General features: G+C 63.7%; 14 protein-coding genes. 5 read left to right on the top strand and 9 right to left on the bottom strand.

The features are described 5' to 3' along the window. Nucleotides 1-130 precede the first annotated feature (130 nt). From CEW89_RS04365 to thiC, 7 genes are read right to left on the bottom strand one after another with little or no spacing between them, the layout of a single operon-like run. Nucleotides 131-877: a hydroxymethylpyrimidine/phosphomethylpyrimidine kinase gene (locus tag CEW89_RS04365; protein ID WP_096805034.1), complete on the bottom strand. Its 747-nt coding sequence runs from the start codon at nucleotides 875-877 to the stop codon at nucleotides 131-133. Beyond that, nucleotides 874-1788, bottom strand: coding sequence for a HesA/MoeB/ThiF family protein (locus CEW89_RS04360; RefSeq protein WP_096805033.1), 915 nt, complete (start codon nucleotides 1786-1788; stop codon nucleotides 874-876). Before CEW89_RS04360 ends, CEW89_RS04365 begins: the two co-directional genes overlap by 4 nt. Continuing rightward, nucleotides 1785-2393, bottom strand: a complete 609-nt coding sequence (locus CEW89_RS04355) for a thiamine phosphate synthase (RefSeq protein WP_096805032.1) — start codon at nucleotides 2391-2393, stop codon at nucleotides 1785-1787. Before CEW89_RS04355 ends, CEW89_RS04360 begins: the two co-directional genes overlap by 4 nt. Beyond that, entirely contained in the window at nucleotides 2390-3151 is a 762-nt protein-coding gene (locus CEW89_RS04350; protein WP_096805031.1) for a thiazole synthase, read from the bottom strand. Before CEW89_RS04350 ends, CEW89_RS04355 begins: the two co-directional genes overlap by 4 nt. Nucleotide 3152: 1 nt before the next feature. Continuing rightward, nucleotides 3153-3350, bottom strand: coding sequence for a sulfur carrier protein ThiS (gene thiS, locus CEW89_RS04345; protein WP_096805030.1), 198 nt, complete (start codon nucleotides 3348-3350; stop codon nucleotides 3153-3155). Further along, nucleotides 3340-4272 carry an FAD-dependent oxidoreductase gene (locus CEW89_RS04340; RefSeq protein ID WP_096805029.1) on the bottom strand — a complete coding sequence of 311 codons (933 nt, stop codon included), beginning with the start codon at nucleotides 4270-4272 and terminating at the stop codon, nucleotides 3340-3342. Before CEW89_RS04340 ends, thiS begins: the two co-directional genes overlap by 11 nt. Then, nucleotides 4269-6068 carry a phosphomethylpyrimidine synthase ThiC gene (gene thiC, locus CEW89_RS04335; RefSeq protein WP_096805028.1) on the bottom strand — a complete coding sequence of 600 codons (1800 nt, stop codon included), beginning with the start codon at nucleotides 6066-6068 and terminating at the stop codon, nucleotides 4269-4271. Before thiC ends, CEW89_RS04340 begins: the two co-directional genes overlap by 4 nt. A 443-nt stretch (nucleotides 6069-6511) precedes the next feature. On the opposite strand from thiC, the gene CEW89_RS04330 reads away from it, so the two are divergent. From CEW89_RS04330 to nadC, 4 genes are all read left to right on the top strand, one after another. Then, nucleotides 6512-7396 carry an NUDIX hydrolase gene (locus CEW89_RS04330; protein ID WP_096805027.1) on the top strand — a complete coding sequence of 295 codons (885 nt, stop codon included), beginning with the start codon at nucleotides 6512-6514 and terminating at the stop codon, nucleotides 7394-7396. Nucleotides 7397-7504: 108 nt separating this feature from the next. Next, on the top strand, nucleotides 7505-8473 hold the full coding sequence (gene nadA, locus CEW89_RS04325) for a quinolinate synthase NadA (protein WP_238379784.1): 969 nt from the start codon (nucleotides 7505-7507) through the stop codon (nucleotides 8471-8473). Beyond that, nucleotides 8473-10065 (top strand): L-aspartate oxidase, encoded by a 1593-nt coding sequence (locus CEW89_RS04320; protein ID WP_096805026.1) that lies wholly within the window; start codon nucleotides 8473-8475, stop codon nucleotides 10063-10065. Before nadA ends, CEW89_RS04320 begins: the two co-directional genes overlap by 1 nt. Further along, on the top strand, nucleotides 10062-10952 hold the full coding sequence (nadC, locus tag CEW89_RS04315) for a carboxylating nicotinate-nucleotide diphosphorylase (RefSeq protein ID WP_342352347.1): 891 nt from the start codon (nucleotides 10062-10064) through the stop codon (nucleotides 10950-10952). Before CEW89_RS04320 ends, nadC begins: the two co-directional genes overlap by 4 nt. A 102-nt stretch (nucleotides 10953-11054) precedes the next feature. Here nadC and CEW89_RS04310 read toward each other — a convergent pair whose 3' ends face one another. After that, nucleotides 11055-12026, bottom strand: a complete 972-nt coding sequence (locus CEW89_RS04310; RefSeq protein ID WP_096805025.1) for an agmatinase — start codon at nucleotides 12024-12026, stop codon at nucleotides 11055-11057. A gap of 20 nt (nucleotides 12027-12046) precedes the next feature. Continuing rightward, nucleotides 12047-12688 (bottom strand): glutathione S-transferase family protein, encoded by a 642-nt coding sequence (locus CEW89_RS04305; protein WP_096805024.1) that lies wholly within the window; start codon nucleotides 12686-12688, stop codon nucleotides 12047-12049. A gap of 106 nt (nucleotides 12689-12794) precedes the next feature. On the opposite strand from CEW89_RS04305, the gene CEW89_RS04300 reads away from it, so the two are divergent. After that, on the top strand, nucleotides 12795-13826 hold the full coding sequence (locus tag CEW89_RS04300; RefSeq protein ID WP_096805023.1) for a GlxA family transcriptional regulator: 1032 nt from the start codon (nucleotides 12795-12797) through the stop codon (nucleotides 13824-13826). Nucleotides 13827-14353 lie beyond the last annotated feature (527 nt).

Raw genomic sequence — 14353 nt, 5'->3', positions numbered from 1 at the left:
GCGGTGAAATCCTACGCATGTTCCATATGTGGTTTCCGGGTTGAGATAGCCGGTTCGGATGGTCCTGCCGGAGGGTCGAGCCAGAACGCGGTCGGTGTGCTTCAAGCAGCCCTGCCGGCAACCCGGCTTCTCAGGCTTCAATCGTGGCAGCTTTCAAGGCGTCGAGGACGTGTTTTTTCGCGACCTCAATCGCAGACACGAGCGCGTCAGGGCCTGTGTCGTCACGATTCGCAAGGTGAACTGTGATCGCACTGGCCAGCCGGCATCCCGTGCCGCGAAGCGTTGAATCGGTGCGTCGGGCCGTGAAATCCAACGCAGGCCTGGTGCCGCGATAGAGACGATCGACGCTCTGTGGTCCGTCGTCATGGCCGCCTTTGACCAACACGGCGCCACAGCCCAATTCCAACAGTTTCGCGACGCAGCCCTCCCGATCATCGGGGGCGAGCCCAAGCGCCCGCGCAAGTGCGGAAAGCTCCGGCAGGTTCGGCGTCAGGAGGTCGGTTTTCGGCAAAAGATCCGCAATGAGCGCCGCGATCCCGGTTTCATCCAGCAACATATGCCCGGAGCTCGTCATCAGAACGGGGTCGACGACACAGGGAACGGGAGGCAAAAGCTCCGCAACGGCGCGGACGGTTTCCGCCGTTCCGAGCATGCCGATCTTGACCGCGCCCACCTGACCGGCGATGGCGATCTGTGCCCGGATCGTGTCAGGGGGCACCGGATGGACGGCGCTCACCGCCTGATCGCTTTGTGCCGTGACGGCGGTGACGGCCACACGGGCCGGAACGCCGAAGGCCTCCGCCACGGCACAATCGCGCAACACCCCGGCGCCGCCGCTTGAATCGAGGCCTCCGATCATCAGGACGGGCGTCTTCATCTGCCCATCCCGACGATGGCGACCCTGCGATGGCCTTGCCTCATCAACTCCATGGCGGCGCGCCAGGCACGAAGCCCGGAGGCGCAGACAAAGACCACGCGTTGTCCGGGCTTGGGGCACGGGGAAGGGGAAGGGGGCGCGCGCAGATCAATGACGATATCTTCCTGCTCAATCTGCTCCGGAGACAGAATGACCGGCACGGGATGGGCCGGGTCCGGCGCACCATCGAACCGAAAGCCGCTCATGCGCCATGTTGCCAGATCGAGCGAGAGAATCTGTCCGAGTGGCGTTGGTGCGTGTTCCAGGATCACGGCCAGCGCCATCTGGGCCTGAACGGCGGCGAGACTGGCGACGACCGGTCCGAGCACGCCGGTTTCTGCACAAGATCCCATCGCCTCCGGCAAGTCGGGAAACACCGCGCGCAGGCTGGGGGCTCCGCCGCAAAAGCCGCCGACATAGCCCTGACGGCCGGTCACGGAGGCGCTGATCAGTGGCTGTCCGCTTTGGTGGCAATGATCCGAGAGCGCATAGCTTGTGGCGAAACTGTCGGCGGCATCCACGATCAGATCGACATCCCGCGACCAGCGCGGCAGGTTGGCAGGCGTCAGCCGGGCGACATGCGCCTCCAGAGTGACATCGGGGTTCAGGCCGGTCAGCGCATCTGCGGCGATCTGGGCTTTGGGTTGGCCGAGATCGCTCATCCGGAAAAGCGTCTGTCGGTGCAGGTTGCTTTCCTCAATCAGATCGGGATCGAGCTGGCGGATAAACCCGACGCCCGCGCCCACTAGTTGCGGCAAAAGCGTCGCCCCTAACCCGCCGGCCCCCACGACCAGAACCCGCGCCGCTGCGAGGCGGGCCTGACCTTCGGGGCCAATACCGGCGAGGCATATCTGTCTGGCGTAGCGGCTCATTTGACATACGCCCGCGTGGCTTTGATCCATTCTGTGCAGCGGGCCTCGGGGTTGGTGGCCGTGGCGATGTCGGTCACCACGGCGGCACTGTCTGCGCCCGCTTCGAACAGGCCGGGCAGGCGCTCCGGCGTCAGGCCTCCGATGCCCACCAGAGGAGTGTCCCCTGCCATGGCCTTCCAGCGCCGCACCCGATCCAGCCCTTGCGGCCCCCATTTCATCTTCTTCAAAAGTGTCGGATAGACCGGCCCCAAGGCGACATAGGCGGGGTCATGCGCCAGCGCGCGGTCCAACTCTTCCTCGTCATGGGTGGAAAGTCCGAAACGGACCCCGGCACGCCTGAGCGCGGCAAAATCGGCGGTCTCCATGTCCTCTTGGCCGAGGTGCACAAAGCGACATTTCAGGTCGAGCGCGGCCTGCCAATAGTCGTTCACCACAAGCTGGGCGCGATGCACCGCGCAAAAATCGCGGGCGCGGCGGATTTGACGGCGGACTTCTTCGCCGGGCTGACCCTTGATCCGAAGTTGCACGAGGCGCACGCCCTGCGGCACGAGCAGTTCCAACTGACTGACATGGCTGACGATGAGATAAAACGGATCAAGCGTCATGCCAAAAGCTCCGCCATGCCGAACACCGGGGTGGAGGCCTCAGCCATATCTCGACGCGGCATGAGGCCCGCGTCATAGGCCTGTTTTCCGGCGCCCACAGCCCGGGAAAATGCCTCTGCCATGGCCACGGGATCGACGGCCTTGGCCACGGCTGTGTTCAAAAGCACTGCATCGAAGCCCATTTCCATCGCTTGTGCCGCTTGTGACGGCGCGCCGATCCCGGCGTCGATCACCAGAGGCACATCGCGAAAATGCGCGCGCATGGTCTTGAGCCCTTCGATGTTGCGCAGGCCCTGACCAGACCCGATCGGCGCCCCCCATGGCATCAATACTCGACATCCGGCTTCGATCAGCTTTTCGCCGAGGATCAGGTCTTCGGTCGTGTAGGGGAACACCTCGAACCCATCAGCACAGAGGATGCGCGCGGCTTCGACCAAGGCGAAGGGATCGGGTTGAAGTGTATCGGCATGGCCGATCACCTCGAGCTTGATCCAAGGCGTGCCGAAAACTTCGCGCGCCATCTGCGCCGTGGTGACGGCTTCGCGGGCGCTGTGACAGCCCGCCGTGTTGGGCAGGATGCGACAGCCGCTGTCTTTGAGAATGTCGCGAAACCCCGCGCCGCCTGCGCCCTCGCGACGAAGCGAGACGGTGATCACCTCCGTACCAGAGGCCGCGATGGCCGCCCGCAAGATGTCGGGAGAGGGGTATTGCGCCGTGCCGAGCAGCAGGCGATTTTTCAAGTCGGTGCCGTAGAACATGTCAGCCCCCTTGCATTGGCGAGAGAAGCTCGATCTTCATGCCCGCTGTCAGGTTGATCCCCTCGCGCGCGTCGCGCGGCACGAATTGCCCGTCGACGGCAGAGGCGACAGAGCGCGCCTCATAGTTTTGCTCCGTGATCAGCGCGGCCAGCGTGGGGACGGTGGTTTCGACAGACTGTCCGTTCAATTCAATGCGCATCGGCGTTCTCCTGTGTCAAAAGCCCGGCCAGATCCATGCCCAGAACGGGGGCCATCAGAAAGCCGTGGCGATACATGCCGTTGATGTGAAACCCCGTGCCATTGCGGCGCAGGGCCGGGATATTGTCGGGAAAAGACGGGCGCAGGTCGGCGCCGGTCATGATGATTTCGGCCTCGGCAAACGCGGGGTGAAGGCTATAGGCCGCCGAGAGCAGTTCCATCGCCGCGCGCGCCGTGATCGGGCCGGAGCGAGAGGATTCGACCATGGTCGCCCCGATCATGAACCGCCCGTTCCCGCGCGGCACGATGTAACAGGGAAACCGAGGATGCAGCAGGCGCACGGGCCGCGAGAGCGTGACCTCGGGCGTGTAAACCTCAAGCATCTCGCCCCGCACACCGCGCAGATCGGGGAGGGTCTCGGTGGCGGACATACCGCGACAGTCCACGATCCGCCCCTGTGGTGCGCCGTCGCGAAACACGACGGCCTGTGCGAGAAGCCTGTGCTTGAGCGCGGTGAGCGCTGCGTGTGGATCGAGATGCGCCTCGCTTTCGAAATAGAGCCCACGGGCAAAGCGATCTTCGAGATCGGGTTCCAACGCATTGGGCGTGACCCAGCGATGCGCACGGGTGGCACGGGCGAAGCGGTTGAGTTCCTGCGCGTCGCGGGGCGGGGCCACGACCAGCGTGCCGTGTCGGATCACCTCCACATGGGCGGCCCACCAGTCAATCGCGACCTGTCCGCGCGTGACGATGAGGTCGGGGGCGCTTTCGCCCTCGCAAAATGGCGCGAGCATCCCGCCCGCCAAACGGGAGGCGGGCGCAGGGGCGGTGTCAGGGCAAATCACCTCGACCTCGCCCCCCGCGTCCATGAGGGCGGTGGCGGCGCAAAGCCCCGCCACGCCTGATCCAAGGATCGAGATCATTCTGCCGGTTCCGCAGCCTGATCCTCTGCCGGGATGTAGAGCGTGCCGCCCTCGCGGAATTTTTCTGCCATGGCCGCCATTCCCTCCTGTTTCTCGGCCTCGGCACGGATGTCGTGGGAAATCCGCATCGAACAGAACTTCGGCCCACACATGGAACAGAAATGCGCCACCTTATGCGCCTCTTTCGGCATGGTTTCGTCATGCATCTCCCGCGCCGTATCCGGGTCGAGGCCGAGGTTGAACTGATCCTCCCAGCGGAATTCGAACCGCGCGCGTGACAATGCATCGTCGCGCAGTTGCGCGCCCGGATGGCCCTTGGCCAGATCGGCGGCATGGGCGGCGAGTTTGTAGGTGATGACGCCAGTTTTCACATCGTCTCGGTCGGGCAGACCAAGGTGCTCCTTCGGCGTCACGTAGCAAAGCATCGCGGTGCCGAACCAGCCGATCATCGCCGCGCCGATGGCGGAGGTGATGTGATCATAGCCCGGCGCGATGTCGGTCGTGAGGGGCCCGAGCGTGTAGAACGGCGCTTCGTGGCAGTGCTTCAGTTGTTCGTCCATGTTGGCTTTGATCTTGTGCATCGGCACGTGACCGGGGCCTTCGATCATGACTTGGCAATCCTTGGCCCAGGCGATTTTCGTCAGCTCGCCAAGCGTGCGCAGCTCGGCGAATTGCGCCTCGTCATTGGCGTCGGCAATCGAGCCGGGGCGCAGCCCGTCGCCCAAGGAAAACGACACGTCATAACGGCGGCAGATGTCGCAAATCTCGTCGAAATGCTCGTAGAGAAAGCTCTCGCGGTGATGGTGCAGGCACCATTTCGCCATGATCGAGCCGCCGCGCGAGACGATGCCGGTGACACGTTTGGCGGTCATCGGGATCATGTGAAGCCGCACACCGGCATGGATGGTGAAATAGTCGACGCCCTGTTCGGCCTGTTCGATCAAAGTGTCGCGGAAGACCTCCCACGTCAGGTCCTCGGCAATGCCGCCGACCTTTTCCAGCGCCTGATAGAGCGGCACGGTCCCAATCGGCACAGGCGCGTTGCGGATGATCCAATCGCGGATGTTGTGGATGTTGCGACCGGTCGAGAGATCCATCACCGTGTCGCCGCCCCAGCGGATCGCCCAGACCATTTTCTCGACCTCTTCCTCCATCGAGGAGGTGACGGCGGAATTGCCGATATTGGCATTGATCTTCACCTTGAAATTGCGGCCGATGATCATCGGCTCCAATTCCCGGTGGTTGATGTTGGCAGGGATGAGGGCGCGGCCTTCGGCGATCTCCTGACGAACGAACTCGGGCGTGACCAACTCGGGCAGGGTGGCGCCAAAGGCTTCGCCATCGGTTTTCGCGCCCGACAGACGGCCTTCGTTCTCGCGGATGGCGACAAATTCCATCTCCGGCGTGATGATCCCGGCCTTGGCATAAGCGAGCTGGGTCACGGCGCGGTCCCCCGCAGCGCGCAGTGGGGCGCGTTGATGCGGGAAGGCGGGCGTCAGACGTTCGCCGGTGGCAAAACCATTGTCTGCCTCGGTCACCGCACGGCCCTCATAAGCTTCGATGTCGCCACGCTGATGTTGCCAGCCGCCGCGCACATCGGGTAGGCCCTTGGCAATGTCGATCTCCGCCGCCGGGTCGGTGTAGGGTCCCGAGCTGTCATAAACGCGAAGCGGAGCTTCACCCGTCACCGCGATTTCACGCAGCGGCACGCGCAGCTCATGCATGTCGCCATGCACGTAGATTTTCTGTGACGCGGGCAAAGCCCCGGTGGTGATGGTGGGAATGGTATCTTTCATTTCGGTCTCCTCAAACGATGAGACCCAAGTGAAACGGGTAGCAGACATGGACCGCTGCCCGATGCGTCCAAACGCAATAGGGCCATGCGGCCCGAAAGGACCGCCCCCCATATTTGAGATGCGTGTGATGCCCTTCGGTCTTCCTACGCCAGTGTCAACTGGGTCAGGTTCTAAGGGTCGCGTCACCTCGGGCGGGTTTGCCGCCGTCAATCAGCCTCTCAGTCCCTTGGGCGGGACTCCCCTGACGTAAGCCTATGTATCGGTAGACTTGTCCGGCTTGTCAACCGGGGGGCTGCCTGTCATGAAAGGGGGGAACGGAAAAAATCGACCAGAAGGTTTGTTTTTTCGATAAGGAATCTATCGAAACCCGGACGGGCAAGGTAAACGGGACTGCGGCCAGTTTGAGGCCGACAGGTTTATCTTTTGATCACAGGACGATCCCTTTGCCCGAGAATCTCGCCCATGCCGAACTGATCGCCGTGCTCGTTGCTGTGACCGACAATGAGCCGCGGGTCATGACGCTTGGCGCCGGGGCGGCACTGCCCTCGGGTCCCTTCGAGACCGGGCATCGCAGTCTGCAAAGCGGGTTGCGCGCCTGGATCGAAAGCCAGACCGGGCATCCGGTGGGGTATCTCGAACAGCTTTACACCTTTGCCGATCGCGACCGGACGGGGGAGGCGTCGGACCCGCAGCGTCAGCCGCGGCACATTTCCATCGGGTATCTCGGGCTGGTGCGTGAACAGGTGGCCCTGGGCGACGCGCGACCGGAATGGCGGAGTTGGTACGAGTATTTCCCATGGGAAGATCGCCGCGAAGGGCGTCCTGCGGTCATGGATGAGATCACCGGACGGCTTCTGGACTGGGCGGGGGAGGATGTCACCCGACGTCAGAGTGTCGAATTTCTGTTCGGGTTGAATGGGATGGTCTGGAACGAAGATCTCGTTTTGCAGCGCTATGAGATGATCTATGAGGCACAGCTCGAGAAGGTGCCGGGCTTTGGGCGGCAGATGGCGGGGGACCACCGGCGCATTCTGGCCACAGGGATCACGCGGCTTCGGGCGAAGATCAAATATTACCCGGTGGTGTTCGAACTCATGCCCGACAGTTTCACGCTTCTGGATCTTCAGCGGATGACCGAAGCATTGGCAGGGCTCAGGCTCCATAAATCGAATTTCCGTCGCCAGATCGACCAGCAGAATCTGATCGAGGAAACTGGCGCGATGTCGAGCGAGACGGGTGGGCGACCGGCCAAGCTGTTCCGCTATCGTCCCGCCATTCTGGAAGCGAGCGCGCTGTCGGGCGCGCGCCTGCCGTATTCCCGACACTGACAGGCCATTCCAGAAATCAGAGGTCCCATTGTCATGCACTTGACATAAACTCAAATCGAGAATAAGTCAGGGCTCAGATGTACTCAAGTCGAGTACAAGGAGGATATGATGACAACCCTGCGCCTGCCCGAGCTTTATGATCGCGTGTCGAAGATCATCCCGCAGCCCGACTGGATGCTGTTCGAGGACGATATCGAGGCCATTCTCAGACTGAAACGCGAGAAAAACGCCGTGATCCTCGCGCATAATTACCAGACGCCGGAAATCTTTCACGGCGTGGCGGATATCGTCGGCGACAGTCTGGCACTGGCGCGCAAGGCGGTGGAGGTCGAGGCCGATGTCATCGTGCTGGCCGGGGTGCATTTCATGGCGGAAACCGCCAAGCTCCTGAACCCGGGCAAGACCGTGCTGATCCCCGACATGGGCGCAGGGTGCTCGCTCGCGGATTCGATCACGCCCGAGGACATCGCGCTCTTGCGGGCGGCCCATCCCGGCGTGCCGGTCGTCACCTATGTCAACACTTCGGCGGCGGTGAAAGCGGCGTCGGACATTTGCTGCACCTCCGGCAATGCCAAACAGGTCGTCGAATCCCTGGGCGTCGACAAGGTGCTGATGCTGCCCGACGAATATCTGGCGCAGAATGTCGCACAGCAAACGGATGTCGAGCTGATCGCGTGGAAAGGCCATTGCGAGGTGCATGAATTGTTCACCCCGCAGGATGTGCGCAGCATGCGCGAGGCCTATCCGGGCGTCACCGTTCTGGCGCACCCGGAATGCCCGCCAGAGGTGGTGGCGGAGGCCGATTTCTCCGGCTCCACGGCGGTGATGTCCGATTTCGTCGGAGACAAGAAACCCGCCCGCGTGTTGCTTCTGACCGAATGCTCGATGAGCGACAACGTGGCGGTGAACCACCCGGATGTGGAGTTCGTCCGGCCCTGCAATCTCTGCCCGCATATGAAGAAAATCAGCCTCGCGAATATCCGCACGGCGCTGGAAACCGGGCAGCATGAGGTCACCATCGACCCGGCGGTGGCCGATGACGCACGCCGCGCGGTCGAGCGGATGCTGGCGGTGTGATGACCACCTCCGCGCGCCCTCAGGACGCCCCCCTTGTGGATCGCATCGCGCCTTTGGCCGGACAGATCGCGGTGGTCGGCAGCGGCATTGCCGGGCTGATGACCGCGCTCGAACTGGCGCCACGCCCCGTGGTGCTTGTGACCAAGGCGGCGCTTGGCCGGGAAAGTTCGAGCCTCTGGGCGCAGGGCGGGATCGCCGCCAGTGTCGGACCGGAGGACGACCCGGAGCAGCATATTGACGACACGCTGCGCGCGGGCGCGGGGTTTTGCGATCCGGCGGCGACGTGGGGAATTCTCACGCAGGCGCGCGCGGCGATCGAGCGGCTCGAACACTACGGTGTGCGCTTTGATCGCGATGCGACCGGCGCCTATGCGCTCGGGCTAGAGGCCGCGCATGGGCGGCACCGCATCCTGCACGCGGGTGGCGACGGATCGGGCGCGGCGATCACCGAGGCGCTGGTCACTGCCGTGCTGAACACGCCGTCGATCACCTGCCTGACCGAGGTCGAAGTGCGGCGGGTCTGTGTGACCGACGGGGCCGTGAGCGGGCTGTGGCTTCAGACCGACGCAGAGGCGGCGATCCTGCCGACCGCGAATGTGGTTCTGGCCACGGGTGGCCTCGGCGGGCTTTACGATGCGACCACGAACCCGCGCGGCAATGTCGGACAAGGGGTGATGATGGCCGCGCGCGCGGGGGCTGTGCTCACCGATCTGGAATTCGTGCAGTTTCACCCAACGGCGCTCGATGTGCCACGCACGCCGCTGGCGCTGGTGAGCGAAGCGGTGCGGGGCGCGGGGGCGTGGTTGGTGAACGCATCGGGCGCGCGCTTCATGGCCGACACGCCCGGTGCCGAACTGGCTCCGCGCGATGTCGTGGCCCGTGCGATCCACGCACAGATTGCCCAAGGGGAGCGCGTGTTCCTCGATGCGACGCGGGCGATTGGTGATGGCTTTGCCGCGAAATTTCCGATCATTCATCAGTTTTGTGTTGAGGCCGGAATTGACCCGGCACGAGACCCGATCCCGGTGCGCCCGGCGGCGCATTACTACATGGGTGGGATTGCGACGGATCTGCGCGGGCGCAGCTCTGTGCCGGGGCTTTGGGCCGTGGGAGAATGTGCCGCGACGGGGCTGCATGGGGCCAACCGGCTGGCAAGCAATTCACTTTTGGAGGCGGTGGTGATGGGGCGCAGCGCGGCGCGGGACATTTCGGCGCATGCCGTGACGGGACCGCAAGCCGCGCCGCGCACTGCACCGCAGGTCTTGCCGCGACCGGAGACCGCAGAGGTGCGCGCCATCGTCTCGCGCCATCTCGGGATGATCCGGGACGGGGCCGGGATCGCGACCGCTTTGCGTGACTTGCGCCCTCTGGCGATGGCGGAGGGACCGGAGACGGATGCGGCCATCGTGGCGCTTGGCATTGCCTGCTTCGCATCCCTTCGCGCAGAATCCCGTGGCGGCCATGCCCGCAGCGATTTTCCCGGGGCCGCGGCGAAACCTGTCCGTCGTCGTATGACGCTCAATGAAATTTTCGACACCAGCGGCGCGCTCCTTGCCGTCGAGTCCATCCCTCAACCGGAGATCGTAACGTGACCCAGACTTCTTTTCGGGCTTCTTTTCAGCCCCCCTTTCTGGCCCCGCTGCCGCATCTGATGATCGAACCTGTGGTGCGCCGGGCGCTTGAGGAAGACCTTGGGCTGGCGGGCGACATCACCTCGATGGGGGCAATCCCGGCGGAGCATCGCTCCGTCGTCACCGCAGTGTCGCGCCATGACGGCGTGATCGCGGGGCTCGATTGTGCCGAGATCGCCTGTCACCTCGTCGATCCCAAAATCACCGTCACCCGACTGGTCGAAGATGGCGCTTTGGTCACGCCCGGCACGCAGATCGCCACGTTCGAGGGGCCGTCCCGCAGCCTGTTGACCGCCGAACGCACGGCGCTCAACTTCATGGGGCATCTGTCCGGGATCGCGACAGTCACGGCGGAGCTGGTGCGCGCGGTGGCGGGGACCGGGGCGGCGATTGCCTGTACCCGCAAGACCACGCCGGGGCTTCGAGCGCTTGAGAAATACGCCGTGCGGGCGGGGGGCGGCATGAACCACCGCTATTCGCTGGCCGATGCGGTGCTGATCAAGGACAATCATATCGCGCTGGCAGGCGGCATTCGCCCGGCACTTGAGGGCGTGCGTGCCACTGTGGGGCATCTGGTCAAGATCGAGATCGAGGTGGACACGCTCGACCAGCTTGCCGAGGTGTTGGAGATCGGGGCGGATGCCGTATTGCTCGACAACATGACGTCGGCCATGCTGCGCGAGGCGGTGGCGATGGTTGACGGGCGCGCGATCACCGAAGCGTCGGGGGGCATCACCCCCGATACGGCGGCCTCTGTGGCGGCGACCGGCGTCGATCTGATCTCGCTCGGCTGGATCACCCACAGCGCGCCGGTGCTCGACATCGGTCTGGATTTCGTGCCGGGGTGAGATGCGCCATTCCATGTCCGTCCCCCCATGTCCGCCTCGGCTGCCAGCTCCATCCCGGGACGGATCGGCGGCCCCGCTCCAGCTTCTGGGGCGATGGGGCCGTCACCACGTTTCGATGCGCTTGCCGTGAAAGATCGCGCCCAGAAAATCGAGTGTCAGTCGCGCCGCCAGAAGCGAGGTGATCCCCGACGGATCATAGGGCGGCGAGACCTCGACGAAATCGACGCCAACGACGTCGAACCGCGAGGCGATTTCGCGCAGGATGTCCTTGCCTTCGTAATAGCTCAGCCCGCCATGGCTGATCGTTGCGGTGCCCGGCGCGATGGACGGGTCGAAGGCGTCGATGTCGATGGAGACATAGACCCGTTGCCCGTCCGGCAGATGCGCCAGAGAGGCAGCGCCTCCCTGTTGGCGCAGCCGTCGCAGGGGCACGACATGGGTGCCATAGGCCTTGGCCGCCTCGTAATCCTTGCGGCTGACCGAGGCCATGTTGTGCGGCGCCAGAGTGGTGATGCCGGTCACATGGGACATTTCCGAGGAGCGCCGCATCGGGCTGCCGTGCCCCCAGGAAATGCCGTTGCGCTCGTCGATAAAGTCGAAATGCGCGTCGATATGAATGATGTGGAGGGGCGGTTCATCGGAAAACCCCGCCACGGTCGCCATGGTGATCGCATGATCGCCGCCCAAAATGTAGGGCAGGGTGCCCTGATCCAAAAGCGCGCGCACCGCCTCGGTGGCATTTGTGAGGCTGCGTTTCGTGTCGGCATAAATGACATCGCTGTCGCCTGCGTCAACGATCCGCACCTCATTGGCGCTCAGATAGGTCGCCTCATCCTCGAAATCAAACACGCCTTCGGGGCCAAAGCTGTGGAACATCGAGGCCTCTCGGATCGCGCGCGGCCCAAATCGGGTGCCGACGCGATAGCTCGACGCCGTGTCGATGGGCACGCCCAAAATGGCGACATCGGCGCCTCTCAGCTGGCTCCAGTCCTCCTGCGCGGGTTGTCCGGCAAAGCTGACCAGCCCCACGAAGGGCAGGTTCATGCGGTCGGGAAGATCGCGGTTATGTGTCATGTTTCTCGTCCTTTCGGGGGTCAGGCGATGCCGTCTTCGATGCCTTCGGCGGCATAGGCACGTTGCACCGAGGGGCGTTTCGTCATGAGATCGAGCAGGCGGGAAATCGACGGGTAGCTGCGCGGCGGCGTGGCCATGGGACGGGCCCAACGGCAGAGCATGGTGAGATAGAAATCGGCGGCGCTGACCCTGTCGCCCATGAAATAGGGGCCGTCCTTGGCCAGATGCGCCTCGATCACGTCGAGATAGGTGTTGATCCGGGTCTCCGATCCGGCCTTGATCACCGCTTCGGCATGGGTGTCACTGCCGGTCAGGCGCTCGGGGTATTGCCAGATCATCAGCTCTTCCTGCAAGGAATTGGTGAGGAAGATCAGCCATTGATAAAACCGCGCGCGCTCCGGTGTGCCGGGGGCGGGGGCAAGGTGCGCGCCGGGGTGTTTGTCCGCCAGATACAGCGCAATCGCCGCCGCTTCGAAGATCACCAGACCGCCGTCGCTCAGCGCCGGGATGCGCCCGTTCGGATTGATCGCGAGAAAGGCTGCGGACTTCTGGGCTTCGGTCTTGCGGTCCACGAGGGACAGCTCGAAAGCGGTGCCGATTTCTTCCAGCATCATATGTGGTGCCGCGTTGGCGTTCGCGGGGTAATAGTAGAGCGTGTACATGGATAACTCCTTATTTTCTTGTGATTAATCGTAGTCTTCGGGTAGCTTTGTCTTCAATCGTCGTGAAAAGACGATTGAAGACAAAGAGCCGTCAGAAAGGGACGTCATGTCCGCACAGCACAAAATCCGGGTGGTGATCTGCATCCCGCCAGACGCGCAATCGCTGGATGTCTCCGGGCCGCTCGATTGCTTTTTGGAGGCCAATCGGCTGATGGGAGAGGCCTGCTACGACATGCAACTCGTGTCTGTGGATGGCGCCCGTCAGGTGCGCGCGGGTGCGATGACCCTGATGCTGGATGCGGAATTCGCCGAGATCCCCGAAGGGATCGACACGCTTCTGGTGGCCGGAACGCCGCGATATGATCGCGCGGACGATTTCCCCGTCTTTTCCGCTTGGCTCCGCGTGCGGGCCGGAGACGTGCGCCGGATCGGCTCCGTGTGTACCGGGGCGTTTTTCCTCGCCGAAGCCGGGCTGCTGGAGGGGCGGCAAGCGACCACCCATTGGCAACATGCGGCAGAGCTTGCGACGTGCTGCCCGGGCGCCGATGTGCTTCCCGATGCGATCTATGTCGAAGATGGGGGGCTCTATACCTCAGCCGGGGTGACGGCGGGGATCGACCTTGCGCTGCGCCTCATTGAGGAGGATCTCGGGCATGAGATCACGATGCGTGTGGCGCAGCGGTTGGTGGTGTTCCTGAAACGCCCTGGAGGCCAGTCTCAGTTCAGCGCGCATCTGGCGGCGCAGATGGCGCAAGAGGGGCGGATTGCACAGGTTCAGGGCTGGATTTTGGACAATGTCTCGGCGGATCTGTCCGTGGCGGTGCTCGCGCAGCGCGTGGGCATGAGCCCGCGGAACTTTTCCCGCTTGTTCCTGGCCGAGGCCGGGATAACCCCCGCGGCTTTCGTCGAATATGCCCGTGTTGATGCGGTGCGCCGCGCGCTTGAGGAGACTGAGATGCCCCTCAAGAGCATCGCTTCGCTTTGTGGATTCGCCGGGCCTGACACCCTGCGCAGGGCCTTCCTGCGCAGAGTAAAGACGACGCCCGCAGAGTATCGTGAGCACTTTTGCCGATCTCACCCCACGTCGCCCCGCACTGGCCCCTTCGCCGCAGGCGTTTCGCGCCCATTTCCCCCGTGAGTTGCCTGTGTGTCGAGGGAGACGCGGCCATGCAGAACCTGTTCGACAACAGGTCTGTGTATGACGCCTTCCGGGACCGCCGCGGATCGCAGTTGGTCGAGGCCGGGGCAAGGCCGGATGTCTCGACGATCATTCCCTATGATATAGTGTCCGCGCGGAAATGCGTCGATCTTCGGGGGATCGGAGTGCCGCCGTCGCGATGACACGGGCCTATATCGCGCATGGCGGACATCCCTTGCCCGGGCGCTGTCATGGCCGATCTTCGGCTGTCATGCATGCTGCGCCGGTCCCGAAGGTCCGGGCAATACCATCGGTCGTATCATGTATTTCGAACAGGGGCGCGCCGAGGCCCGATATGTCCCGGTAAGGGCAGGGCGGTTTTTGCCAGAGTGGACCGCATCGGGGACAGGATCGCGATTTGAAGGGTGGTTTCGAACGGTCTGTCCAGAGCCACGGCGCTGCGCATGGCGTTTGGCGATCACCCTCGCAAGACGGTCGGAAATCGTGGATGTGAACAGGGCCAAAGC

The organism is Celeribacter ethanolicus, from assembly GCF_002407265.1.
Lineage (GTDB): Bacteria > Pseudomonadota > Alphaproteobacteria > Rhodobacterales > Rhodobacteraceae > Celeribacter > Celeribacter ethanolicus.
This window is presented reverse-complemented; position numbering and strand designations above follow the sequence as displayed.

Excerpts from the sequence above, each read along its gene's own strand:
- thiC (WP_096805028.1), bottom strand. The coding sequence starts at position 6,068 with ATGAAAGATACCATTCCCACCATCACCACCGGGGCTTTGCCCGCGTCA.
- CEW89_RS04360 (WP_096805033.1), bottom strand. The coding sequence starts at position 1,788 with ATGAGCCGCTACGCCAGACAGATATGCCTCGCCGGTATTGGCCCCGAA.
- CEW89_RS04355 (WP_096805032.1), bottom strand. The coding sequence starts at position 2,393 with ATGACGCTTGATCCGTTTTATCTCATCGTCAGCCATGTCAGTCAGTTG.
- CEW89_RS04340 (WP_096805029.1), bottom strand. The coding sequence starts at position 4,272 with ATGATCTCGATCCTTGGATCAGGCGTGGCGGGGCTTTGCGCCGCCACC.
- CEW89_RS04350 (WP_096805031.1), bottom strand. The coding sequence starts at position 3,151 with ATGTTCTACGGCACCGACTTGAAAAATCGCCTGCTGCTCGGCACGGCG.
- CEW89_RS04305 (WP_096805024.1), bottom strand. The coding sequence starts at position 12,688 with ATGTACACGCTCTACTATTACCCCGCGAACGCCAACGCGGCACCACAT.
- CEW89_RS04300 (WP_096805023.1), top strand. The coding sequence starts at position 12,795 with ATGTCCGCACAGCACAAAATCCGGGTGGTGATCTGCATCCCGCCAGAC.
- CEW89_RS04365 (WP_096805034.1), bottom strand. The coding sequence starts at position 877 with ATGAAGACGCCCGTCCTGATGATCGGAGGCCTCGATTCAAGCGGCGGC.
- CEW89_RS04320 (WP_096805026.1), top strand. The coding sequence starts at position 8,473 with ATGACCACCTCCGCGCGCCCTCAGGACGCCCCCCTTGTGGATCGCATC.
- CEW89_RS04310 (WP_096805025.1), bottom strand. The coding sequence starts at position 12,026 with ATGACACATAACCGCGATCTTCCCGACCGCATGAACCTGCCCTTCGTG.
- thiS (WP_096805030.1), bottom strand. The coding sequence starts at position 3,350 with ATGCGCATTGAATTGAACGGACAGTCTGTCGAAACCACCGTCCCCACG.
- nadA (WP_238379784.1), top strand. The coding sequence starts at position 7,505 with ATGACAACCCTGCGCCTGCCCGAGCTTTATGATCGCGTGTCGAAGATC.